This window comes from Enterobacter hormaechei ATCC 49162 (assembly GCF_001875655.1).
Taxonomy (GTDB): domain Bacteria; phylum Pseudomonadota; class Gammaproteobacteria; order Enterobacterales; family Enterobacteriaceae; genus Enterobacter; species Enterobacter hormaechei.
The window spans coordinates 705,393-728,560 of sequence record NZ_MKEQ01000002.1 but is presented as its reverse complement, the minus strand read 5'-3'; the positions used below and the strand labels follow the sequence as shown (position 1 = coordinate 728,560).

General features: G+C 56.9%; 23 protein-coding genes. 5 read left to right on the top strand and 18 right to left on the bottom strand.

The features are described from left to right. Nucleotides 1-25: 25 nt before the first annotated feature. Together rpoS and nlpD are read right to left on the bottom strand one after the other, a co-directional pair. Nucleotides 26-1,018 (bottom strand): RNA polymerase sigma factor RpoS, encoded by a 993-nt coding sequence (gene rpoS, locus BH712_RS22575; RefSeq protein WP_006811761.1) that lies wholly within the window; start codon nt 1,016-1,018, stop codon nt 26-28. Nucleotides 1,019-1,077: 59 nt separating this feature from the next. Then, on the bottom strand, nt 1,078-2,151 hold the full coding sequence (gene nlpD, locus BH712_RS22570; protein ID WP_226865359.1) for a murein hydrolase activator NlpD: 1,074 nt from the start codon (nt 2,149-2,151) through the stop codon (nt 1,078-1,080). Here nlpD and BH712_RS25230 point away from each other — a divergent pair. Next, nucleotides 2,084-2,224 (top strand): peptidase, encoded by a 141-nt coding sequence (locus BH712_RS25230; RefSeq protein WP_226865043.1) that lies wholly within the window; start codon nt 2,084-2,086, stop codon nt 2,222-2,224. The genes nlpD and BH712_RS25230 overlap by 68 nt on opposite strands. A 94-nt stretch (nt 2,225-2,318) precedes the next feature. Here the strand turns inward: BH712_RS25230 and BH712_RS22565 are convergent, their stop codons facing one another. From BH712_RS22565 to cysG, 11 genes are all read right to left on the bottom strand, one after another. After that, nucleotides 2,319-2,945, bottom strand: a complete 627-nt coding sequence (locus BH712_RS22565; protein WP_000253882.1) for a protein-L-isoaspartate(D-aspartate) O-methyltransferase — start codon at nt 2,943-2,945, stop codon at nt 2,319-2,321. Next, nucleotides 2,939-3,700: a 5'/3'-nucleotidase SurE gene (gene surE, locus BH712_RS22560; RefSeq protein WP_006811764.1), complete on the bottom strand. Its 762-nt coding sequence runs from the start codon at nt 3,698-3,700 to the stop codon at nt 2,939-2,941. The genes BH712_RS22565 and surE overlap by 7 nt, the downstream gene beginning before the upstream one ends. Then, the gene (gene truD, locus BH712_RS22555; protein WP_006811765.1) at nt 3,681-4,730 is read right to left on the bottom strand and encodes a tRNA pseudouridine(13) synthase TruD; all 1,050 of its coding nucleotides are present in this window, start codon (nt 4,728-4,730) and stop codon (nt 3,681-3,683) included. Before truD ends, surE begins: the two co-directional genes overlap by 20 nt. Beyond that, nucleotides 4,727-5,206 (bottom strand): 2-C-methyl-D-erythritol 2,4-cyclodiphosphate synthase, encoded by a 480-nt coding sequence (gene ispF / locus BH712_RS22550; RefSeq protein WP_006811766.1) that lies wholly within the window; start codon nt 5,204-5,206, stop codon nt 4,727-4,729. The genes truD and ispF overlap by 4 nt, the downstream gene beginning before the upstream one ends. Continuing rightward, nucleotides 5,206-5,916: a 2-C-methyl-D-erythritol 4-phosphate cytidylyltransferase gene (ispD, locus tag BH712_RS22545; protein WP_000741569.1), complete on the bottom strand. Its 711-nt coding sequence runs from the start codon at nt 5,914-5,916 to the stop codon at nt 5,206-5,208. The genes ispF and ispD overlap by 1 nt, the downstream gene beginning before the upstream one ends. A gap of 19 nt (nt 5,917-5,935) precedes the next feature. Then, the gene (gene ftsB, locus BH712_RS22540; RefSeq protein WP_003862095.1) at nt 5,936-6,247 is read right to left on the bottom strand and encodes a cell division protein FtsB; all 312 of its coding nucleotides are present in this window, start codon (nt 6,245-6,247) and stop codon (nt 5,936-5,938) included. 79 nt (nt 6,248-6,326) lie between these two features. Further along, complete coding sequence (locus BH712_RS22535) at nt 6,327-6,653, bottom strand: DUF3561 family protein (protein ID WP_006811767.1); 327 nt, start codon at nt 6,651-6,653, stop codon at nt 6,327-6,329. A gap of 58 nt (nt 6,654-6,711) precedes the next feature. Continuing rightward, complete coding sequence (cysC, locus tag BH712_RS22530; RefSeq protein ID WP_006811768.1) at nt 6,712-7,317, bottom strand: adenylyl-sulfate kinase; 606 nt, start codon at nt 7,315-7,317, stop codon at nt 6,712-6,714. Beyond that, nucleotides 7,317-8,741 carry a sulfate adenylyltransferase subunit CysN gene (gene cysN / locus BH712_RS22525; RefSeq protein WP_006811769.1) on the bottom strand — a complete coding sequence of 475 codons (1,425 nt, stop codon included), beginning with the start codon at nt 8,739-8,741 and terminating at the stop codon, nt 7,317-7,319. Before cysN ends, cysC begins: the two co-directional genes overlap by 1 nt. 9 nt (nt 8,742-8,750) lie before the next feature. After that, entirely contained in the window at nt 8,751-9,659 is a 909-nt protein-coding gene (gene cysD / locus BH712_RS22520; RefSeq protein WP_006811770.1) for a sulfate adenylyltransferase subunit CysD, read from the bottom strand. 9 nt (nt 9,660-9,668) lie between these two features. Next, a complete protein-coding gene (gene cysG / locus BH712_RS22515) occupies nt 9,669-11,027 on the bottom strand; it encodes a siroheme synthase CysG (RefSeq protein ID WP_006811771.1) in 1,359 nt (452 codons plus the stop codon). 237 nt (nt 11,028-11,264) lie between these two features. Between cysG and BH712_RS22510 the strand changes: the two genes are divergently transcribed. Next, nucleotides 11,265-12,308, top strand: a complete 1,044-nt coding sequence (locus tag BH712_RS22510) for an aminopeptidase (protein WP_006811772.1) — start codon at nt 11,265-11,267, stop codon at nt 12,306-12,308. A gap of 93 nt (nt 12,309-12,401) precedes the next feature. On the opposite strand, the gene cysH is transcribed toward BH712_RS22510, so the two are convergent. The 3 genes from cysH to cysJ are packed head-to-tail and all read right to left on the bottom strand — an operon-like array spanning nt 12,402 to nt 16,669. Beyond that, nucleotides 12,402-13,136 carry a phosphoadenosine phosphosulfate reductase gene (gene cysH, locus BH712_RS22505; protein WP_006811773.1) on the bottom strand — a complete coding sequence of 245 codons (735 nt, stop codon included), beginning with the start codon at nt 13,134-13,136 and terminating at the stop codon, nt 12,402-12,404. Between the two features lie 15 nt (nt 13,137-13,151). Continuing rightward, complete coding sequence (gene cysI / locus BH712_RS22500) at nt 13,152-14,864, bottom strand: assimilatory sulfite reductase (NADPH) hemoprotein subunit (protein WP_006811774.1); 1,713 nt, start codon at nt 14,862-14,864, stop codon at nt 13,152-13,154. Further along, complete coding sequence (gene cysJ, locus BH712_RS22495; protein ID WP_006811775.1) at nt 14,864-16,669, bottom strand: NADPH-dependent assimilatory sulfite reductase flavoprotein subunit; 1,806 nt, start codon at nt 16,667-16,669, stop codon at nt 14,864-14,866. Before cysJ ends, cysI begins: the two co-directional genes overlap by 1 nt. 303 nt (nt 16,670-16,972) lie before the next feature. Between cysJ and queD the strand changes: the two genes are divergently transcribed. Continuing rightward, nucleotides 16,973-17,338, top strand: coding sequence for a 6-carboxytetrahydropterin synthase QueD (gene queD / locus BH712_RS22490; RefSeq protein ID WP_006811776.1), 366 nt, complete (start codon nt 16,973-16,975; stop codon nt 17,336-17,338). On the opposite strand, the gene BH712_RS22485 is transcribed toward queD, so the two are convergent. After that, a complete protein-coding gene (locus BH712_RS22485) occupies nt 17,323-19,677 on the bottom strand; it encodes a helix-turn-helix domain-containing protein (protein ID WP_006811777.1) in 2,355 nt (784 codons plus the stop codon). The two genes, queD and BH712_RS22485, sit on opposite strands and share 16 nt — an antisense overlap. A gap of 171 nt (nt 19,678-19,848) precedes the next feature. Between BH712_RS22485 and BH712_RS22480 the strand changes: the two genes are divergently transcribed. Together BH712_RS22480 and BH712_RS22475 are read left to right on the top strand one after the other, a co-directional pair. Next, nucleotides 19,849-21,018: a M20 aminoacylase family protein gene (locus tag BH712_RS22480; protein ID WP_032674026.1), complete on the top strand. Its 1,170-nt coding sequence runs from the start codon at nt 19,849-19,851 to the stop codon at nt 21,016-21,018. Nucleotides 21,019-21,045: 27 nt separating this feature from the next. Continuing rightward, nucleotides 21,046-22,443 (top strand): MFS transporter, encoded by a 1,398-nt coding sequence (locus tag BH712_RS22475; RefSeq protein ID WP_006811779.1) that lies wholly within the window; start codon nt 21,046-21,048, stop codon nt 22,441-22,443. A 17-nt stretch (nt 22,444-22,460) separates the two neighbouring features. On the opposite strand, the gene queE is transcribed toward BH712_RS22475, so the two are convergent. Next, nucleotides 22,461-23,132 carry a 7-carboxy-7-deazaguanine synthase QueE gene (gene queE, locus BH712_RS22470; protein WP_006811780.1) on the bottom strand — a complete coding sequence of 224 codons (672 nt, stop codon included), beginning with the start codon at nt 23,130-23,132 and terminating at the stop codon, nt 22,461-22,463. Nucleotides 23,133-23,168: the final 36 nt, after the last annotated feature.

Sequence of the window (23,168 nt, the reverse complement as noted above, 5' to 3'; positions counted from 1 at the left end):
CGGGCCTTTTCTGACGAATGGTTGCTTACTCGCGGAACAGCGCTTCGATATTCAGACCTTGCCCTTGCAGGATTTCACGCAGGCGGCGCAGCCCTTCAACCTGAATCTGACGAACACGTTCACGGGTCAGGCCAATCTCACGGCCGACATCTTCCAGTGTCGCAGCTTCATACCCCAGTAAACCGAAACGACGTGCCAGCACTTCACGCTGTTTGGCGTTCGGTTCGAACAGCCATTTGACGATGCTCTGTTTCATGTCATCGTCCTGCGTGGTGTCTTCCGGGCCGTTGTCTTTTTCATCGGCCAGGATGTCCAGCAGCGCTTTTTCGGAGTCGCCACCCAGCGGGGTGTCAACCGAGGTAATGCGCTCGTTGAGACGCAGCATACGGCTTACGTCATCAACCGGTTTGTCGAGTTGCTCTGCAATCTCTTCCGCACTTGGCTCGTGGTCCAGCTTATGGGACAACTCGCGCGCAGTACGCAGATAAACATTCAACTCTTTGACGATGTGAATCGGCAGTCGAATCGTACGGGTCTGGTTCATAATAGCCCGTTCGATGGTCTGACGAATCCACCAGGTCGCGTAGGTTGAGAAACGGAACCCGCGTTCCGGGTCAAACTTCTCAACTGCGCGGATGAGACCTAAGTTGCCCTCTTCAATCAGATCCAGCAGAGCCAGACCACGATTGCCGTAACGGCGGGCAATTTTCACGACCAGTCGCAGGTTACTTTCGATCATGCGACGACGCGAGGCAACATCACCACGCAAAGCACGACGTGCGAAATAGACTTCTTCTTCGGCCGTTAGCAGTGGGGAGTAACCAATCTCCCCAAGGTAAAGCTGAGTCGCGTCCAGCACACGCTGTGTGGCACCCTGCGATAACAGCTCTTCTTCAGCCAAATCGTTATCACTGGGTTCCTCTTCTACTAAGGCTTTTTCGTCAAAAGCCTCTGCTCCGTTCTCATCAAATTCCGCGTCTTCATTTAAATCATGAACTTTCAGCGTATTCTGACTCATAAGGTGGCTCCTACCCGTGATCCCTGGACGAGACACCCTGGCTGGCATGCCCCGTCAATTTATCGCTGCGGTAAATATTGCAGCGGGTTTACGGATTTCCCCTTGTAACGAATTTCAAAATGCAAGCGTGTAGAACTGGTTCCGGTGCTACCCATGGTAGCGATTTTTTGCCCCGCCTTAACTTCTTGTTGTTCCCGGACCAGCATAGTGTCGTTATGGGCGTAGGCACTCAGGTAATCATCATTATGTTTGATGATAATAAGATTACCGTAACCGCGCAGTGCGTTACCGGCATAGACAACGCGTCCGTCTGCGGTCGCGATGATTGCCTGTCCTTTACTGCCTGCGATATCGATCCCTTTGTTACCCCCCTCAGAGGTGGCGAAGTTCTCGATAATCTTGCCGTCAGTTGGCCAGCGCCAGGTGGTGATTGACGAGCTGGCATTCTGACTGCTTGCAGTCGGTACAGTAGAGCTAACCACAGGTGCCGTAGTCGGTGCTGTGACAACAGTCGCAGTACCTTTATTATTCGGCAACATTTTGTTAGCACTCTGATCACCTGAATCCTCAGAATACGTAATTACAGGTTGTGAAGCAACCACCGTGGTGGTTTTTTGTGCAGGGGTAACGCTGTTATTTTGCGCAGTTACGTCGGCAGCCGAAACGGTGTTGCCTGGCGTAAGCGGTGTCCCCGTCGCGTTGCCAACCTGAAGCGTTTGTCCAACTTCCAGAGCATACGGGGCCTGGACGTTGTTTCGCTGTGCCAGATCGCGGAAATCGTTCCCGGTGATCCAGGCAATGTAGAACAGCGTATCGCCGCGCTTCACGGTATAGGTGCTGCCGCCGGTATAGCTACCTTTCGGAATGTTCCCATACTTACGGTTATACACTATGCGGCCATTTTCGGTCTGAACAGGCTGATCCACTGGCTGAATCTGCGAAGGCTGCGTAACTGGACGCTGGACCGGCTGGATCTGCGGAGTTTGCTGCGCCGTTGAGGTGCCCATTTTAGGCGGAGGGGTGATCAACATTCCGCTGGACGTGTTACCCGAGCCGCTGGTTCCATTGACGGAACTGACAGGCGCTGGCGCGTTATTCGAATTTGTACAGCCTGCCAGCCAGAGCGAAACCAGTGATAATGCCGCAACACGGCTGATGGTGAATTTTGGGCTTCCCGCGCTCATTTATCCCCCAGGAATGTGTTAACTACCAGTGACTTAAAAATAACCGTGATGGCACGAACCTATCGCGCCACACCATACGCTGAATTTGCCTTAATAACCCTGGAAAAATCCGAGTCTCAGGCCAGCTCGCCCTTAACCAGGGGCACAAAACGTACGGCTTCCACGGTATCGATAATAAACTCGCCGCCGCGCCGACGAACGCGCTTTAAAAGCTGCTGCTCATCCCCGACGGGCAAAACAAGAATACCCCCCTCATCCAGCTGCGAGAGAAGTGCAGCGGGGATTTCAGGAGGCGCTGCCGTGACAATGATGGCGTCAAACGGGGCGCGAGCCTGCCAACCCTGCCATCCATCGCCGTGGCGTGTCGATACATTATGTAAATCAAGCTGTTTCAGGCGACGGCGCGCCTGCCACTGCAAGCCTTTAATCCGTTCCACGGAACAGACATGGTGCACAAGGTGGGCCAGGATCGCGGTTTGATACCCTGAACCGGTGCCAATTTCCAGTACGCGGGAGTCTGGCGTTAACTCCAGAAGCTCCGTCATACGCGCCACCATGTAGGGCTGCGAAATCGTCTGGCCTTGCCCGATGGGCAGCGCCACGTTTTCCCACGCTTTGTGTTCAAACGCCTCGTCTACAAATTTCTCACGCGGGACCTGAGCAAGCGCCTCAAGCACGTGCTCGTCGCGGATCCCCTGTGCGCGAAGTTGTTCCAGAAGAGTTTGTACACGTTTGCTTACCATTGCGCGTTCACTCCGACCCGATCTAACCAGTCCGACACCACATCATGCGCGCTATAAGCGGTTAAATCTACGTGCAACGGCGTAACGGAAACGTATCCTTCATCCACCGCCGCGAAGTCGGTATCTGGCCCGGCATCGCATTTATCGCCCGGCGGACCGATCCAGTACAGGGTATTGCCGCGCGGATCCTGCTGGGGAATAACCTGATCGGCTGGATGGCGACTGCCGCAGCGCGTCACGCGGATCCCTTTGATCTCGTCCAGCGGGAGATCCGGCACGTTGATGTTGAGAATACGTCCGGTACGCAGCGGCTCTCGGCCAAGCGCACGGAGAAGGGAGCAGGTCACCGCGGCGGCAGTGTCATAGTGCGTGTGGCCGTTTAACGAGACCGCCAGCGCCGGGAACCCCAGGTGACGCCCTTCCATTGCCGCGGCCACGGTCCCGGAGTAAATCACATCATCGCCAAGATTGGGTCCGGCATTGATGCCAGAGACCACAACATCTGGCCGCGGGCGCATCAGCGCATTCACGCCCAGAAACACGCAGTCGGTCGGCGTCCCCATCTGTACGGCAATATCGCCATTTTCAAAGGTAAAGGTGCGAAGTGAAGACTCCAGCGTCAATGAGTTAGACGCGCCACTGCGGTTACGATCGGGAGCCACGACCTGCACATCCGCAAACTCACGGAGGTGTTTCGCCAGCGTCTGAATACCTGGCGCATGGATCCCGTCATCGTTACTCAGCAATATTCGCATAATCACCCGACGTGTTGATAAGTTCCCTGACAACACTGGTGGCAAAGCTACCTGCCGGCAGCCAGAAGCGTAACTCGACGGTTACGTCATCCCACCAGTTCCAGCTCAACTGTTGCGGGTAGAGGAGCATCGCCCGGCGTGCCGCCTCGACCTTTTCCCGCACCAGCAAGGATTGTAATTCTGGCGCATCCGCCACCGCCGACTGCTCAGCGGCCAGCGCCTCGCCCTGGGTTCCCCAGTCGCCTGAGCCAGGCAAGGCGGCGGTAATCATCAGCGCTTTAGCGTCCACGCGCGACTGGGCATCGGCCATCTCTTCGGCCGTTGCCACAAACCAGCTTCCGCGTCCCGCTAATTGTAGCGCATCGCCGACAACAACTTGATTCGCGTCCGGTTTTTTCAGCCGTTCGCTCACCATCTGATTAAACAACGCACTGCGGGCCGCCGACAACCAAAAACTGCGTTTATTCCTGTCGCGCACCGGTGCATCGCTTTGCGCCCAGCGCAGCGCGCCCAGCAGGTTGCTGCCACCAATGCCAAAGCGCTGTGCGCCAAAGTAGTTCGGTACGCCGCGTTCACAGACAGCGTTCAGGCGTTTTTCAACGTCTTCACGGTTGGTTACTTCACGCAGCACCAGCGTGAAATGGTTGCCTTTTAAGGCGCCCAGTCGCAATTTGCGCTTGTGGCGGGCGTACTCCAGTACCTTACAGCCCTCAAGCTCAAATTTGCTTAAATCAGGCATCGCATTGCCGGGAACGCGGGCGCAAAGCCACTGTTCGGTCACGGCATGTTTATCTTTCTGCCCGGCAAAGCTCACTTCGCGGGCGTGAATTTTGAGGAATTTTGCCAGCGCGTCCGCCACGAAGCGGGTGTTGCAGCCGTTTTTCAGAATGCGCACCAGGATGTGCTCGCCTTCGCCGTCCGGCTCAAACCCGAGATCTTCTACCACCACAAAATCTTCAGGGTTGGCCTTCAGCAGGCCATTGCCCTGCGGCTTTCCGTGCAGGTATGTCAGGTTGTCAAAGTCCGTCATTTGGCCGCCTTCACCAGCAGCGCCACGGCCTCACAGGCAATGCCTTCGCCACGGCCCGTAAAGCCCAGCTTCTCCGTGGTGGTGGCTTTGACGTTGACGTCGTCCATGTGGCAGCCCAGATCTTCAGCGATAAACACGCGCATCTGTGGAATGTGCGGCAGCATCTTCGGTGCCTGAGCAATGATCGTCACATCAACGTTGCCGAGGGTGTAACCTTTGGCCTGAATACGACGCCAGGCTTCGCGCAGCAGTTCGCGGCTGTCCGCGCCCTTAAAAGCAGGATCGGTGTCCGGGAACAGTTTGCCGATGTCGCCCAGCGCGGCGGCACCCAGCAGCGCGTCGGTCAGCGCATGCAGCGCCACGTCGCCATCAGAATGCGCCAGCAGACCTTTTTCGTAAGGAATACGCACGCCGCCAATGATAATTGGGCCTTCGCCGCCAAAGGCGTGTACATCAAAACCGTGTCCAATACGCATTATGCCTTCTCCTGAGGGGTCGTACGGGTAAGATAAAATTCCGCGAGCTGTAAGTCTTCCGGGCGCGTCACTTTTATATTATCAGCGCGCCCTTCAACAAGCGTTGGGTGGAAACCGCAATACTCCAGCGCCGAGGCTTCGTCCGTAATGGTGGCACCTTCTTTAAGCGCTCGCGTTAAGCAGTCGTGGAGCAGTTCGCGGGGGAAAAATTGTGGCGTCAGCGCGTGCCATAAATCCACGCGCTCAACGGTGTGCGCAATCGCCGGTTTACCCGGTTCGGCACGCTTCATGGTGTCACGCACCGGGGCGGCCAGAATGCCGCCCACTTTACTGGTTTCACTCAGGGCCAGCAGACGCGACAAATCGTCGTGATGCAGACAGGGACGCGCGGCATCATGTACCAGCACCCACTGCGCGTTCCCGGCAGCCTGAATGCCCGCCAGGACAGAGTCGGCCCGCTCGGCGCCGCCGTCAACAACGGTAATCTGAGGATGATTTGCCAGCGGAAGCTGCGCAAAACGCGCATCGCCGGGGCTGATGGCAATGACAACGCGTTTCACCCGGGCATGTGCCAGCAGCGCTGCCACGGCGTGCTCGAGGATCGTTTTATCACCAATTGAGAGGTACTGCTTGGGACATTCTGTCTGCATGCGCCGGCCAAAACCTGCGGCCGGCACCACGGCACAGACGTCCGAAAAAGTTGCTGCCATGTCGTAATCCTGGGCCTGATTATCGATTGTTTTGTGCGGAGCCCTGATTGCGTTTAGACGCATCCGGTACCAGACGATAAAACGTTTCGCCCGGCTTAGTCATACTGAGTTCATTGCGTGCGCGCTCCTCAATCGCCTCCTGGCCGCCATTGAGGTCATCAATTTCAGCAAAAAGTTGATCGTTACGCGCTTTAAGTTTGGCGTTTGTCGCCTGCTGTGCCGCGACGTCATCGCTCACCCGGCTGTAGTCGTGTAGTCCGTTTTTGCCGAACCACAGCGAATATTGCAGCCAGACCAGCAAAGCCAGCAACAGCAGCGTTAGTTTACCCATCCTGCCCCCTGAAAAAACGGCATCATCATCCCATAACTTTCCGCTGGACTCTACTGCGGGGTTTTAATTATGCCGCAAGTTAGCCCATCAACCATAAAAACAGCAGGCCAAAGATGACCACCACGGTGGCAATAGTGATGAGCGTACTATACAGGAGCTTGCCGTTGAAAAGGGAGTGCAGCGCCACGCCCACAACCACCGCAACGGGCATCAGCGCCAGGAAGAAAGGCCAGGTGTAGAGGAAGAAAAAGAGGGTGTTACCCCCGTAGATCAAAAACGGGATACCCAGCGCCAGTAACCACGACACGAAGCCGACAATCGCCCCAGGGAAGGACCAGGTCGTCTCGTCGTCGGTCGTTAACGGTTCCGACCCGGTGGTAATCATGTAGTTTTCACTGTTGCGCATAGCTAATCCTGTGACCGTGACTCATCGCTCGGGAAGACAGGTCCCGAACGATACCGTCTCAGGATCTGATAATATCGTCCCGTCTCAGCAGGTCTAATAATTGGCTTACTAAATTTGTTACCAATTGTTGACCCTCCAGATGAATCTCAGGGGATTCAGGCGCTTCGTAAACCGAGTCGATGCCGGTGAAGTTTCGCAGCTCTCCCGCGCGGGCTTTTTTGTACAGCCCTTTCGGATCGCGCGCTTCGCAGATTGCCAGCGGCGTATCCACAAACACTTCAATAAAGCGATCCTGGCCCACGCGCTCGCGCACCATCTGACGCTCGGCGCGGTGCGGGGAGATAAACGCCGTCAGCACCACCAGCCCGGCATCCGCCATCAGGCTGGCGACTTCGCCCACCCGACGAATGTTCTCTTTGCGGTCGTCGTCGCTGAACCCCAAATCGCTGCACAGACCGTGACGCACGTTGTCGCCGTCCAACAGGTAGGTGCTCACCCCCTGCTGATGCAGCGCCTCTTCCAGTGCGCCTGCCACCGTGGATTTACCGGAGCCAGACAGCCCGGTAAACCACAGTACAACCCCACGGTGACCGTGGAGCTGTTCGCGCTGGGCGACGGTGACCGGATGAGGATGCCAGACGACGTTCTCATCATGGGCGGCCATCACTTGCCTCCCAGCAGATCGCGAGCGCCCCAGTGCGGGAAGTGCTTACGCACCAGCGCGTTCAGCTCCAGCTCGAAGGCGCTGAACTCAGACGTCACGCTCGCCTGTGCGTTAGGCTCGCGCACCATGCCAGCACCGACGGTGACGTTGGTCAGGCGGTCGATAAAGATCAGCCCGCCGGTTACCGGGTTCTGCTGATACGGATCCAGCACCAGCGGCTCGTCGAAGGTCAGATCCACCAGGCCAATACCGTTCAGCGGCAGCTCGCTCACGTCACGGTGGGTCAGGTTGTTAATGTCCACCTGGAACTGAATGCCGTCCACGCGGGCGCGGGTTTTCTTGCCCGCAATTTTGATGTCGTAGCTCTGGCCTGCGGTGAGCGGCTGTTCCGCCATCCATACCACGTCCACGGACGCGCCCTGCACCGCCGCCAGCGTCTCCTGCGCGTCGACCAGCAGGTCGCCGCGGCTGATATCAATTTCGTCTTTCAGTACCAGGGTTACCGCTTCACCCGCCCCGGCTTCGTCCAGATCGCCATCAAAGGTGACGATACGGGCAATGGCCGATTCCACACCGGACGGCAGCACCTTCACGCGCTGGCCCACCTTCACCGCGCCGGAGGCAAGGGTGCCTGAGAAGCCGCGGAAATCGAGGTTCGGACGGTTCACGTACTGCACCGGGAAGCGCATCGGTTGAGTATCGACCACGCGCTGAATTTCAACGGTTTCCAGCACTTCCAGCAGCGTTGGACCGCTGTACCACGGCATGTTCGCGCTCTGAGAGGCGACGTTATCCCCTTCCAGCGCCGACAGCGGCACGAAGCGAATATCGAGGTTGCCCGGCAGCTGTTCAGCAAAGGTCAGGTAGCTCTGGCGGATCTCGTCGAATCGCGCTTCGCTGTAGTCCACCAGATCCATTTTGTTCACCGCCACCACCAGGTGTTTGATCCCCAGTAGCGTAGAGATAAAGCTGTGACGTCGAGTCTGATCCAGCACACCTTTACGGGCGTCGATCAGCAGGATGGCCAGGTCACAGGTGGACGCGCCGGTCGCCATGTTACGGGTGTACTGCTCGTGCCCCGGGGTGTCGGCGATAATAAACTTGCGCTTCTCGGTGGAGAAGTAGCGATAGGCGACATCAATGGTGATGCCCTGCTCACGCTCCGCCTGCAAGCCGTCCACCAGCAGCGCCAGGTCGAGTTTTTCGCCCTGGGTGCCGTGGCGTTTACTGTCGTTGTGGAGGGAAGAGAGCTGATCTTCATAAATCTGGCGCGTGTCGTGCAGCAGACGACCAATCAGGGTGCTTTTCCCGTCATCCACGCTGCCGCAGGTCAGGAAACGCAGCAGACTTTTGTACTGTTGGGCGTGCAGATAAGCTTCTACGCCGCCTTCATCGGCAATTTGTTGGGCAATAGTCGTATTCATGGCGGCTCCTTAGAAATAACCCTGACGTTTCTTCAGCTCCATGGAGCCTGCCTGGTCGCGGTCAATCACGCGGCCCTGTCGCTCACTGGTGGTCGACACCAGCATCTCCTCGATGATCTCCGGCAGCGTCTGCGCACTGGATTCCACCGCGCCGGTCAACGGCCAGCAGCCGAGAGTACGGAAACGGACCATCTGTTTTTTGATCACTTCGCCCGGCTGTAAATCAATGCGATCGTCGTCGATCATCATCAGCATGCCGTCGCGCTCCAGCACCGGGCGCTCTGCCGCCAGATACAGCGGAACGATCTCAATATTTTCCAGATAGATGTACTGCCAGATATCCAGCTCGGTCCAGTTAGAGAGCGGGAAGACGCGAATGCTTTCGCCCTTGTTAATCTGGCCGTTGTAGTTGTGCCACAGCTCCGGACGCTGGTTTTTCGGGTCCCAGCGGTGGAAGCGGTCGCGGAAGGAGTAGATACGCTCTTTCGCACGGGATTTCTCCTCGTCACGGCGCGCGCCACCGAAGGCCGCATCAAAACCGTATTTATTCAGCGCCTGCTTCAGCCCTTCGGTTTTCATGATGTCGGTGTGTTTGGCGCTGCCGTGCACGAACGGGTTGATGCCCATCGCCACCCCTTCCGGGTTTTTATGCACCAGCAGCTCGCAGCCGTAGGCTTTGGCGGTACGGTCGCGGAATTCGTACATCTCGCGGAATTTCCAGCCGGTATCCACATGCAGCAGCGGGAACGGCAGCGTACCCGGATAAAACGCTTTACGCGCCAGGTGCAGCATGACGCTGGAATCTTTACCGATGGAGTACATCATCACCGGGTTAGAAAACTCGGCGGCCACTTCGCGGATAATGTGGATACTTTCCGCTTCGAGCTGCCGCAGGTGAGTAAGTCGTTTTTGGTCCATAACCGTTCCTTAAGCCAAATTTATAACAGAGGCGCCGAAGCCTTCTGTGTCGGTTGTGTGTTGGAACCAGGCGAGCGTGCTGTGCAGCTGCACCACTTCTCCCACCACGATCAGGGCGGGCATCGGGGCGTCTTTCGCCAGGGTTGCAAGGTCTTGTAAGGTGCCGATGGCGACATGCTGATCGACGCGTGTCCCGCGGGAGATCACCGCGACCGGCGTCGTTGCATCGCGACCGTGCTGAATAAGCTGTTCGCTGATATCCGCCGCTTTCATCGTGCCCATATAAATCGCCAGCGTTTGTCGGCTCTGGGCGAGATGCGACCAGTCAAACGGCGTGCTGTCGGCTTTATAGTGGCCGGTCACAAAGGTCACGCTCTGGGCAAAATCGCGATGGGTCAGCGGAATACCGGCGTAGGCCGTGACGGCAGACGCCGCCGTAATGCCAGGAACCACCTGGAACGGGACGCCCGCTTCGGCTGCCGCCTGCAACTCTTCGCCACCGCGACCGAAAATAAACGGGTCGCCCCCTTTCAGGCGCACCACGGTCTTGCCCGCTTTCGCGGCGGCAATCAGCATCTGGTTGGTATCGTGCTGCGGCACGGAGTGCTCACCGGCACGTTTGCCGACGCAGATCTGCTCCGCGTCACGGCGGATCAGCTCGCGGATACCGTCGGTCACCAGGTGGTCGTAGAACACCACGTCCGCATCCTGAAGCACCTGTAGGCCACGCAGCGTCAGCAGCCCGGCGTCGCCCGGCCCGGCGCCAACGAGAATGATCTCCCCGCTCGTACTGCCGGGGTTATCCAGTTCGTCTTCGAGAATTTTTTGCGCCGCCGTCTCGTTACCGGCCTGCATCAGGCTGGCAAAGCGGCCCCGAAACACACGCTCCCAGAAGCGACGACGTTCCGTCACGCTGGTCAGACGCGTTTTCAGATGGTTGCGCCAGTAGCTGGCCTTCTCCGCCATGCGTCCGAGGCTGGTCGGCAGCAGCGCTTCGATTTTTTCTCTCAGCACGCGCGCCAGCACCGGGGCGGTGCCGCCGGAGGAGATCGCCACCAGCAGCGGCGAGCGGTCGACAATCGACGGGAAGATAAATGAACACAGCGGCTGGTCGTCTACCACGTTCACCAGACGGTGACGGGCCTGGGCTGCCCCGGAGATGCGGCGGTTGAGCGCCCGATCTTCAGTTGCCGCAATCACCAGCACCACGTTGTCGATCTGTGACTCTTCAAAATCCGCCTCTGGAACAGCCTGCACCTGCGCCCCGGCGCGTTGCAGGAACGCGATTTTGCGATCGGCAATTTCACCCGTCCCGACAACCAGTACCGGTCGGTCTTTTAAGGCGGCAAAAAGGGGGAGATAGTCCACAGGCAACAACTCGCTAACAACAAGGAATAAAGGGACTATAGGGGGCGGCTTAGATCGAATGAAATTACGAATTGGAATGAGTAGTTACTCAATGGAATAACGCCGTGGAAAAGCAAATATCAAAAAGTGCTTAACACGCGAAATTTCGGGCATTTAAGAGCAATTCAAATTGTGTCTACCCGATCACAGTTTCATACTATGCGGGTTAAAATTTTGCTCTGTTTTTAAGGACTCCCTATGTTTTCCGCAATGCGCCACCGATTCGTTGCCCTGGCGCTCGGCGTTTGCTTTATCCTTCCGGCTCAGGCAAAAAATCAAACTTACGGCGAAATAGCCAGTATGCAGGCGCGGCATATTGCTACGGTCTTTCCGGGCCGCATGACCGGAACCCCAGCCGAGATGCTCTCGGCAGACTATATTCGTCAGCAGTTTGCGGATATGGGCTATAAGAGTGACATTCGCGCTTTCCATAGCCGCTACATCTATACCTCACGCAATAAAACGCAGAACTGGCATAACATAACCGGCAGCACGGTTATTGCGGCGCACGAAGGAAAGGCGGCCGAGCAAATTATTATTATGGCGCACCTTGATACCTACACGCCGATGAGCGACGCCGATGTCGATAATAACCTCGGCGGGCTGACGCTTCAGGGGCTGGATGACAATGCGGCGGGGCTGGGCGTGATGCTTGAGCTGGCCGAACGCCTGAAAAATATTCCCACGAAATACAGCATTCGCTTTGTCGCGACCAGCGGCGAAGAAGAAGGAAAACTCGGCGCTGAGAATCTCCTTAAACGCATGAGCGCTGAGGAGAAGAAAAATACGTTGCTGGTGATCAACCTCGATAATCTGATCGTGGGAGATAAGCTCTATTTTAATAGCGGACAGAGCACACCGAGCAGCGTACGTAAACTCACCCGCGACCGCGCGCTGGCGCTTGCCCGTACGCATGGCGTCTATGCCGCGACAAATCCGGGCGGTAACCCGGATTATCCAAAAGGCACAGGCTGCTGTAATGACGGTGAAGTGTTTGATAAGGCGGGCATTCCGGTGCTGTACGTCGAGGCGACGAACTGGACGCTGGGCAAAAAAGATGGCTATCAACAGCGCAGCAAATCGAAAGCGTTCCCGGACGGAACCAGCTGGCATAATGTGCGGCTGGATAATCAGCAGCACATTGATAAAGCGCTGCCGCAGCGGATTGAGCACCGCAGCCGGGATGTCGTGAAAGTGATGCTGCCGCTGGTGAAGGAGCTGGCGAAAGCGGGGAAAGCCTGAGGTCGTTAAGCCCGGTGGCGGCTACGCCTTACCGGGCCTACGTTTCGTGCCGTTGTAGGCCCGGTAAGCGCAGCGCCACCGGGCGAAAAAACATTACCCTTCGTGCAATCCGCACTCGCGCTTCAGCCCAAAGAATCGCGTCTCTTCTTCCGCCATTCCCGGTTCCCATTTGCGCGTGGTGTGGGTATCCCCCACTGACAGATAGCCCTGATCCCACAGCGGATGGTACTTCAGGCCGTGTTTTTGCAGGTACTGGTACACCGTCCGGTTATCCCAGTCGATGATCGGCAGCACTTTGAACACACCGCGCTGCACCGCCAGCACCGGTAGCTTGGCGCGGCTGCCCGACTGCTCGCGGCGCAGACCGGCAAACCAGGTCTGGGCGTTCAGCTCTTTCAGCGCCCGGTTCATCGGCTCGACCTTGTTGATCGCATTGTATTTCTCAATGCCCTCAACGCCCTGCTCCCACAGCTTGCCGTAACGTGCCTCCTGCCAGGCCGCGCTCTCCGTTGCCCGGTAGACTTTCAGGTTCAGCCCGAGCTTGTCCGTCAGCTCGTCAATAAACTGGTAGGTTTCCGGGAACAGGTAGCCGGTATCGGTGAGGATCACCGGAATGTCCGGACGGATCTGATTCACCAGATGCAGGCTGACCGCCGCCTGAATACCAAAGCTGGACGAGAGCACATAGTCTCCCGGCAGGTTTTCCAGCGCCCACGCCACGCGCCCTTCGGCGTCGAGCTTTTCCAGTTGGGCATTGGTTTCTGCCAGGGCCAGAATGCGTTCGACTTTTGGCAGGTCATTCAGGGCATTAAGATCGAGTACGGACATAATTACCTCTCGTGGTTATTCCCAGAAATCCCTTGCGGGATCGAGCACCGGGCGAATGATGCCCGCACGTACCGTAAAGTCGCCGAAACCTTCACCCACTTCGCGCTCTTTCGCCCAACGCCCGATAAGCACGTCGAGGGAATCGAGAATTTCCGGCTCGGTGATGTTCTCGCGGAACATACGCGGAATGCGCGTCCCGATACGGTTCCCCCCCAGGTGCAGGTTGTAGCGCCCCGGCGCTTTCCCAACCAGACCGAGTTCGGCCAGCATCGCGCGGCCACAGCCGTTCGGGCAGCCCGTCACGCGCATAACAATATGCTCGTCCGGAATACCGTGTTTTTCCAGAATCGCTTCCACTTTGTCCGTAAATGAAGGCAGGAAACGCTCGGCTTCGGCCATCGCCAGCGGGCAGGTCGGGAACGACACGCAGGCCATCGAGTTTTCACGCTGCGGTTTGACCGCATCCATCAACCCGTGTTCGCGCGCCAGCTCTTCAATTCTTGCCTTATCGCTTTCCGGCACGCTGGCGACGATCAGGTTCTGGTTGGCGGTTATACGGAACTCACCTTTGTGGATCTTCGCAATTTCCAGCAGACCGGTTTTCAGCGGGCGGCCCGGATAATCCAGAATACGACCGTTTTCAATAAACAGCGTCAGGTGCCAGTTATTGTCGATGCCTTTCACCCAGCCAATGCGATCGCCGCGACCGGTGAACTCGTAAGGGCGGATCGGCTCAAACTTGATCCCCGCGCGACGCTCCACTTCTTCTTTAAACGTCTCAACGCCCACGCGCTCCAGGGTGTATTTGGTTTTCGCGTTTTTACGGTCGGTACGGTTGCCCCAGTCGCGCTGGGTAGTAACCACCGCCTCAGCCACGGCCAGCGTGTGCTCCAGAGGCAGGAAGCCGAACTCGCTCGCGGTGCGGGCGTAGGTTTTCTTGTTACCGTGCTCGATGGACAAACCGCCGCCCACCAGCAGGTTAAAGCCGACCAGCTTGCCATTTTCGGCAATCGCCACGAAGTTCATGTCGTTAGCGTGCAGGTCGATATCGTTCTGCGGCGGGATCACCACCGTGGTTTTGAACTTACGCGGCAGGTAGGTCTGGCCGAGGATCGGCTCTTCGTCGGTAGTGGCGACTTTCTCCTGATCGAGCCAGATCTCCGCATAGGCGCGGGTGCGCGGCAGCAGGTGCTCGGAGATCTTCTTCGCCCACTCATACGCTTCCGCGTGCAGCTCGGACTCATACGGGTTCGAGGTGCAGAGCACGTTACGGTTCATGTCGTTGGCGGTTGCCAGCGCGTCCAGACCCACCGAGTGCAGCATCTGGTGCACTGGCTTGACGTTCTTCTTCAGAATGCCGTGGAACTGGAAGGTCTGACGGTTAGTCAGACGAATGCTGCCGTAAATCGTGTTGTCATGGGCAAACTTGTCGATCGCCTGCCACTGCGTCGTGGTGATGATGCCACCCGGCAGACGGCAGCGCAGCAGCATCGCATGACGCGGCTCCAGCTTCTGTTCGGCTCGCTCGGCGCGAATATCGCGGTCGTCCTGCTGGTACATACCGTGGAAACGGATCAGCAGGAAGTTGTCGCCTTTGAAACCGCCGGTGAGACCGTCATTCAGATCTTCAGCAATGGTGCCACGCAAATAGTTGCTTTCCAGCTTCATGCGCTCGGCGTCTGTCAGTTTACCTTCGACCACCAGTGGGCCAGGATGTTTTTCGCTCATTAGTAGACATCTCGCTGATAACGGCGCTCAACGCGCAGCTCACTTAAAAATTCATCCGCCGTTTCGGCATCCATACCGCCGAACTCGGCAATCACTTCCAGCAGTGCCTGCTCAACGTCTTTCGCCATGCGATTGGCGTCGCCGCAGACATAAATGTGGGCACCGTCATTGATCCAGCGCCACAGCTCTGCGCCCTGTTCGCGCAGTTTGTCTTGTACGTACACTTTTTCTTTCTGATCGCGGGACCAGGCCAGATCGATGCGGGTCAGCACGCCCTCTTTGACGTAGCGCTGCCACTCCACCTGGTAGAGGAAATCCTCGGTAAAGTGCGGGTTGCCGAAGAACAGCCAGTTTTTACCCGGCGCATCGTCTGCCGCGCGCTGCTGCATAAAGGCGCGGAACGGCGCAATGCCGGTGCCCGGACCAATCATGATCACCGGTGTTTCCGGGTTCGCCGGCAGGCGGAAGTTGTCGTTGTGCTCGATAAAGACGCGCACTTCGCCTTCTTCCTCCACGCGATCCGCCAGGAAGCTCGACGCCCCACCCGCGCGGGCGCGGCCTTCGATGTCGTAACGCACCACGCCCACGGTAATGTGGACTTCGCTTTCCACTTCCGCCTGTGAGGAGGCGATGGAGTACAGGCGCGGCGTCAGCGGACGCAGCAGGCCGATCAGCGCATCGGCATCCAGCTGTGCCGGAGAGAAACGCACCATATCGACAATCGGCGTCGTCGCGGCGTAATGCTGTAACTTTGCCTTATCCCCCACCAGCGGCAGGAGGGATTCGCTGCGCGTTAAGGTGGCGTAGTTTTCAACGATGTTGGCGGTGTTCACCGTCAGTTCGAAATGCCACTGGAGCGCTTCAGAAAGCGGCAGCGTTTTGCCTTCCACCTGGACCGGCTCGGTGCCTTTCAGCCACAGCAGCTCGACCAGCTCTTTCACCAGCGCCGGATCGTTCTGATACCAGACGCCGAGCGCATCGCCAGGCTGGTAACGCAGGCCGGAGTCACCGAGATCGATTTCGATATGGCGTACGTCTTTTTCCGAATCACGGCCCGTGATTTTCTGGTTTACCGACAGGCTCGCCGTCAGCGGCGCCTCTTTCGTGTAAGGGCTGGTGTGGATTTCATTGACGGTGCCCGCTGCGGTAACGGCGGCCTGCGCTGGCGTCTCTTTCGGGACGCGGGCTTTCAGCACCTCAACGATACGTGCCCGCCATTCGGCGGCGGCAGCCTGGTATTCCACGTCAGCGTCCACGCGATCCAGCAGACGCTCCGCGCCCAGCTCCGCCAGCTTGCTGTCGAAGTCTTTACCGGACTGGCAGAAAAATTCATAGGACGTATCACCGAGGCCGAACACGGCAAAGGCGGTGCCCTCCAGCTTTGGCGCTTTTTTCGAGAACAGGAATTTATGCAGCGCGACGGCTTCTTCCGCAGGCTCACCTTCCCCCTGCGTGGACGCCACCACCACCAGCAGTTTTTCTGACGCGATCTGTTTGAATTTATAATCCCCGGCGTTGACCAGGTTAACGTTCAGCTTCGCGGCGAGCAGGTCATCACGCAGCGCTTCGGCCACACGCCGGGCATTACCCGTTTGCGAAGCGGAGATAAGCGTAATGGCAGGAATCTCAACGGCCGTTGGCGATGCGCCAGCCACAGCACCCGGCTGCTGGTTCAGCATTCCCCAGAAATAGCCGGAGACCCAGGCAAGCTGGGTGGGTGAAAAATCGGAAGTCGCGGCCTGTAGGCGCGCCAGTTGCTCCGGGTTCAGGGGAAGCAAATTTGAAGGTGGGGCCTGTGTTGTCATGCGTCGTTATGTTCCAGTAGCAAAGCGGACTTTAAGCGAATAAATCCAAACTGAAGATAAGGTTAACGGCGGGGATAATAACAATTAAAGAAGGGATGGAAATAATAAATAACCAAATGGACTAACCTGTTTTAGTTATCGTTCTTAACGATAAAAACGATTAAATAAGCTTTTGAAATAAAACAACAAAAGCCGATAAACACTATGAATACGGGGCGGTGACCGTTCAGAGCCGTTTTAGTTAATGATAAAAATTGTGCTTTCCGGTACTATGCGGCGGTTTTTTCCGCATTCCTGAGAGCTATGATGTCCACCACACTGTTTAAAGATTTCACCTTCGAAGCCGCACACCACCTTCCACACGTTCCTGCCGGGCACAAATGTGGCCGCCTGCATGGACACTCGTTTATGGTGCGTCTTGAAATCACCGGTGAAGTCGATCCCCATACGGGCTGGATCATGGACTTTGCCGAACTGAAGGCCGCGTTTAAGCCGACCTACGATCGTCTCGATCACTACTATCTGAATGATATTCCGGGCCTTGAAAACCCGACCAGCGAAGTGCTGGCGAAATGGATTTGGGATCAGATGAAACCGCTTGTGCCGCTGCTGAGCGCGGTGATGATCAAAGAGACCTGTACGGCAGGCTGCGTCTACCGCGGGGAGTGAATCTCCTCCGTTTCGGCCTCACGAGGCACGAGCGGCGTAAACTCATAAAGCACCAGCGCATTACTCTCCAGTGATTCAGTCAGTTGCCAGCCGTCATAAAGGCGTTCATCGCGTACGGAAAGCGTTGGACGCGCTTTATGCGCAATCCAGCGCCACATCTCTTCATCAGGGCCGCTTTCGCTGCCGACCCCTTCAAGCAACGGATAGAGCGCGCCGTTGTGCTGATCAAACAGATGGCATTTAATGCGCCATTTACCGCGCATTCCCTTCAGGTGTAAATGATACTGCTGGCGAAAACGCTGGATGAATGCTTCTTCACTGGAAAGGAGCGGATTAAAAACCACCACATTGCGCAGCAACAACTGGTAGCCATTGAGATGGCGCGTAAGCAGGACACGCTTATCATTGACCAGCACCTCGCCCCGCAGACGTTGCCAGAGCCAGAGCACCCAATAAACCGGACGCGGAAGACCATGGTTATACTGTAGCGCAAGGCTTGAGGTATCGATGGTGTTGTTCGCACGGGCTTCTCCCTGAAGGCCCGAATTGAGCCAGAACCCCGCCAGCCAGACCTGCTCCGAAAGCCCGAGCAGATTCTGCATCAGTAGCGCCCCACGAAAAAACCAGCCGTTTGTCGCCCGTGTGTTCCCGGTGAGGGTATTCCAGGAGAGAAGCCAGACGGGAAGCGAACATTTACGCAGGCGAAGGGCAGCGAGGATCTGGCGGACCTTCATTATCGGATAATTTTCCGTTGAGGAGAGAGGAGTTGCCTCCATCTGCGCGGGATCGAGAAGTTCATTGGCATCGGCAGAACAGGCAAGAAAATCGGCCTGCATCAGGATGGCTGAACTGAACAGGGTATCCTCGCTTACGCTGGCGCTGACGGGGGCGAATCGGTGCCATAAACCAAACTTTGCCTGCGGAAGATAAGTTCGTATTGCCTTTTGCTGCGCCAGCCAGACCTGCTCCCGGGTCTCCTCACTCGCCTGTGTTGACCAGTGCATGACGAAGTGCCAGCCAGCGGTGATCTCTGGCGAAAAATGATTAACTGACTGTTGTAAAAAGCGGGTAAGAAGATCGCGGCGGGTCGTTACGCCGGTGTGCAGTAGCACCGTCCACTGCTTTTTTGCCAGCCAGGTGAAAAGCTGATGCAGATTGTACCAGCAGGCGTAGCCTGCCATCTGCGGATCATCCCACCCGGCGGCAAACAGTCGACTGCTGAGAAAAGGCTCGGCGATATCAATTCCCTCAATGGGAATGGCCTCGTTTATCGCCTCCAGATGATGACGAACGTCCTCGCGCAGCAAATCGTCTAGCTCACGCAGGGTAATGACCACCCGCATACGGCGCAGCGAGGAAGAGAGAGGATTAAGCTGCTCAAGATCCAGTTTCTGCTCCTGCTGCGGGTGAACGATGAGCGGCGAGGCGCCCCAGCCGCGCGCCACCGGTTCATTGAGCAGGCTAAACAGCTTATCCACGGCGACCGGGAAGCGCTGCTCACGCCTGTCCGTCCGAACACGTGCGGCCTCCGGGTGCTGGCGTCGGGTCTTACGAAACTCACCCGGAGACATATTGTGAACACGCCTGAACTGGTCGCTCATCATGCGGGTGCTGGCGAAACCCTGCTCAAGCGCAATCTGGTGCAGCGGTCGATTCGTCAGCCGTAGAGCGTCGGCCGCCTTTTCCAGCCGCAGGTGAGTGATGTACTGCATGAAACTGATCCCCACCTCCTTTCGAAAGAGACGTGAGAGCCAGGCTTCAGAGACATATTCACTCGCGGCAATTTCCGCAAGCGTAATACGGCGGGAATAACTGGCATTGATCCGCTCTATCACCCGGGCGATGCGTTTGCTGTGCGCGGAGGAAAGCTCCCGGGACAGCATACGGGCGGGCTGTTGAAAGCGGCTGGTGAGCAACAGCAAAATCTCGCTCAACCCGCGGTACGCCTCCAGCCGGTAGCGGTGCGGGTCGTTGATGAGGGTGACCACAAGAAGCTGGCGCAGCAGATCGCGAAGCGCATCGCATTGGGGCCAGACGCCTCCGGCTTCTGCCGGTACAGCATAATCATGGGCAAAAAAATCATTGCAGAGCTGGACGACCCAGCGCCCGGAAAGGGTGACGCGCAGGGTGACATTTGCCGTTTCGCTCGTGAACTGCCAGCGCCGATGACGGTTTATGATGGCAAGGGAATTGGCCTCCAGGATGTCACGTCCCACATCGGTGTTCAGCTCTCCCCGCCCTTCCAGCACCCAGAGCAACGTTAGCGTATCGCCTTCATCCTCCACGCAGTGGCGAATGTCCTGAATCTCTATCCAAAATTCATCTCCCCGTTGCGCCATCTTACCCCTCACCAAAGACAAATAATGACCTGCTCTTTTTTGTCATAACGGAATTGTATGAAAAACAATCAAAACAAAGCCGTCGATTTACAACAAAAAAGTGCATTTTCAGGCGGTACGATCGTCATAGACTCGAAATTATCACTGTTTGGCATGAAAAGGATAACAAAAATGACACATCCAGTTCTCGAAGCCCTGCGTGGCAACGAAGCACAGTTCACTGAATTACGTCGCTATTTTCATCAGCATCCAGAAATTGGTTTTGAGGAGCACAACACCAGCGATCGCGTTGCGGCGCTGCTCCAGGAATGGGGATATGAGGTCCATCGCGGGCTGGCGAAAACCGGTGTGGTCGGCACGCTGAAGGTGGGTAACGGGGATAAGCGCCTGGGCCTGCGCGCCGATATGGATGCGCTGCCAATGCAGGAAAACAACGGCAAGGCGTGGAGCAGTACCGTCGAGGGTAAATTCCACGGCTGCGGTCATGACGGTCATACCACCATGCTCCTGTACGCTGCGGAATACCTGGCACGCACCCGCAATTTTAACGGCACGCTACACCTGATTTTTCAGCCCGCGGAAGAACTTCTGTATGGCGGACGCGTGATGCTCGAGGACGGTTTGTTTGACCTGTTCCCCTGCGACCACATTTTTGGCCTGCACAATATGCCGTCACAACCCGTCGGAAAAATTGGTCTGCGCGATGGCGCCATGATGGCCTCTTCCGACACTCTTCATATCGAGGTTAACGGCGTGGGGGGGCACGGTGCGGTGCCAGAACATACCGTTGACGCCACCCTGGTTGCCTGCCATATCACTCTCGCTTTGCAGTCCATTGTTTCGCGCAATATCACCCCTTTTCAGCCTGCCGTCGTTACCGTAGGCAGCATTCAGGCTGGACATGCCCCCAACATTATCAACGACAAAGTATTGATGAAACTTACCGTGCGCACGCTGGATGAAAACGTGCGGCAAACCGTGCTACAGCGCATCCATGATATCGCCGTTGCACAGGCGGAAAGCTTCAATGCGACGGCCACCATCCGTCACATTAACGGCAGCCCGGTGCTGAAAAACAATCCGCAAGCCAATGAGATGGTGCGCAACGTCGCCATCGATCTGTTCGGTCAGGATGCCGTGGCGGAGGTGAATGCGTTTATGGGCAGCGAAGACTTTGCTTTCATGCTCGAGAAAAACCCAAATGGATGCTATTTCACCCTTGGCGCCGGCGATGAGCCTGACCGCTGCATGGTACATAACCCGGGTTACGACTTTAACGACACTCTTCTCCTCAACGGCGCGGCGCTGTGGGCCGCACTGACCGAACACTATCTGCGCTGATTCGCACCTTCCCGGGAGGGCTGCACTATGAGTACCGTTTCCCTGACAGGCGCATCCGCCTACGCCGGTAACGATCGGCTGCTGGCGGGTATCGTCATGAGCGTTCTGACATTCTGGCTGTTTGCCCAGTCGGTTATCAACGTGGTTCCGGCCATGCAGAATAGCCTCGATATTGCCCTCGAAACCCTTACGCTGGCCGTCAGCCTGAGCGCGTTATTCAGCGGCTGCTTTGTCGTTGCCTGCGGTGGGTTTGCCGATAAGTTTGGGCGTATGCGCCTGACCATGATTGGTCTGATCCTGAGCATTATTGGGAGCGGTCTGCTGTTCATTTCATGGGAGCCCGTCCTGTTTCTGTTGGGAAGAGCGATACAGGGGCTATCGGCGGCCTGCATCATGCCCGCTACGCTGGCGCTGATTAAGACCTGGTATGAAGGTAAAGCACGCCAACGCGCAATCAGTTTCTGGGTTATCGGTTCATGGGGTGGAAGTGGCCTTAGCTCGTTTGTAGGAGGCGCCATTGCCACCACGCTGGGCTGGCGCTGGATTTTTGTTTTGTCGATGGTGGTGGCTCTGGCCGCGCTATTGCTTATCCGCGCCACGCCAGAAAGCCGCAGCCCTGATGCGTGTCGGCACAAACTGGATATCAGCGGCCTGGTGAGTTTTGTTCTTATGCTGGTGCTGTTCAATCTGTTTATCAGCAAAGGACACAGCTGGGGCTGGAGCAGTAGCTTATCGCTTCTGGTACTGTGTGGAGCCGTGATTGCACTGATGTGCTTTGTCATGACCGGGCGACGGAAAGGCGATGCGGCGTTGATTGATTTTGCCCTGTTTAAAAACCGGGCCTACAGCGCCTCGGTATTCTCAAATTTCCTGCTCAACGGCTGCATTGGCACCATGATGATCGCCAGCATCTGGTTGCAGCAAGGCCATCATCTGTCACCGCTACAGACCGGCATGATGACCCTGGGGTATCTGGTTACCGTACTGGCGATGATCCGGGTGGGTGAAAAACTGCTTCAGCGCTATGGCGCAAGGCTGCCGATGATGACCGGCCCGCTGCTGACCGCAACAGGAATCACGCTGATTTCATGTACCTTTTTAAGCAAAGAGGTCTACATCGTTACCGTTTTTCTCAGCAATATTTTATTCGGGCTGGGACTCGGATGCTACGCTACCCCGTCAACGGACACGGCGGTAATGAACGCACCTGAAAACAAAGTGGGAGTGGCTTCAGGGATCTATAAGATGGGCAGTTCCCTGGGCGGCGCCATGGGTATCGCGGTCACCGCATCGCTGTACGCGCTATGGCTGCCGATGGGAACGGCCAGTGCCGCGCAGTATGCCTTACTTTTCAACAGTGCGATTTGCCTTGGGTCGGCAGTCGTGACCTGGGCTTTACTGCCAAAAACAAAAGCCCCGCGATAAGCGGGGCCACGAAAGCATCAGGCAATGTTCAGATATTTGTGCGTCTGCATCGACAGGCGCCAGTTGCGGGCGATACAGGTTTCAATGCACAGACGGGTCGCATCGTCTTTCTGGCTGATAGGCTGTAGGGCGATCACGCGCTGCTTTTCGTCCGTCAGCGTCGCCAGCAGTTCGTCCAGCGCTTCGATGTCACGCACGCGCCCCACCGGATGTTTGATCTCATCAGCACGCTCAAGCGCCTGCGACAGCACGTCATAACCGCCGCGCATATTCACTTTTGGTGAAACCGTTACCCATGTTGAATGTGAGCAGCGCACTTCATGAGTACCGCTGGTTTCGATCTGACAGCTATAGCCGTTCTTTTCAAGCAGTTCGGTGAGCGGCATCAGATCGTGAATGCAGGGTTCCCCGCCGGTGATCACCACGTGCCGCGCCGTCCAGCCCTGACGACCAATAATGGCAAGCAGATCTTCCGCGCTGCCCGCGCCCCATTTATCGCTCTCTTTGGTTTTCGCCAGAATGCTGAACAGCGACACTTCCCGATCTGCGAGCTTATCCCACGTATGTTTTGTATCACACCAGGCGCAGCCAACCGGGCATCCCTGTAGACGAATAAAGATAGCGGGAACGCCGGTAAAGTAACCCTCGCCTTGCAGGGTCTGGAACATCTCGTTAATCGGGTACTGCATAGTCAACTCTGTTAAGGGGATAAACGATAAGTATCG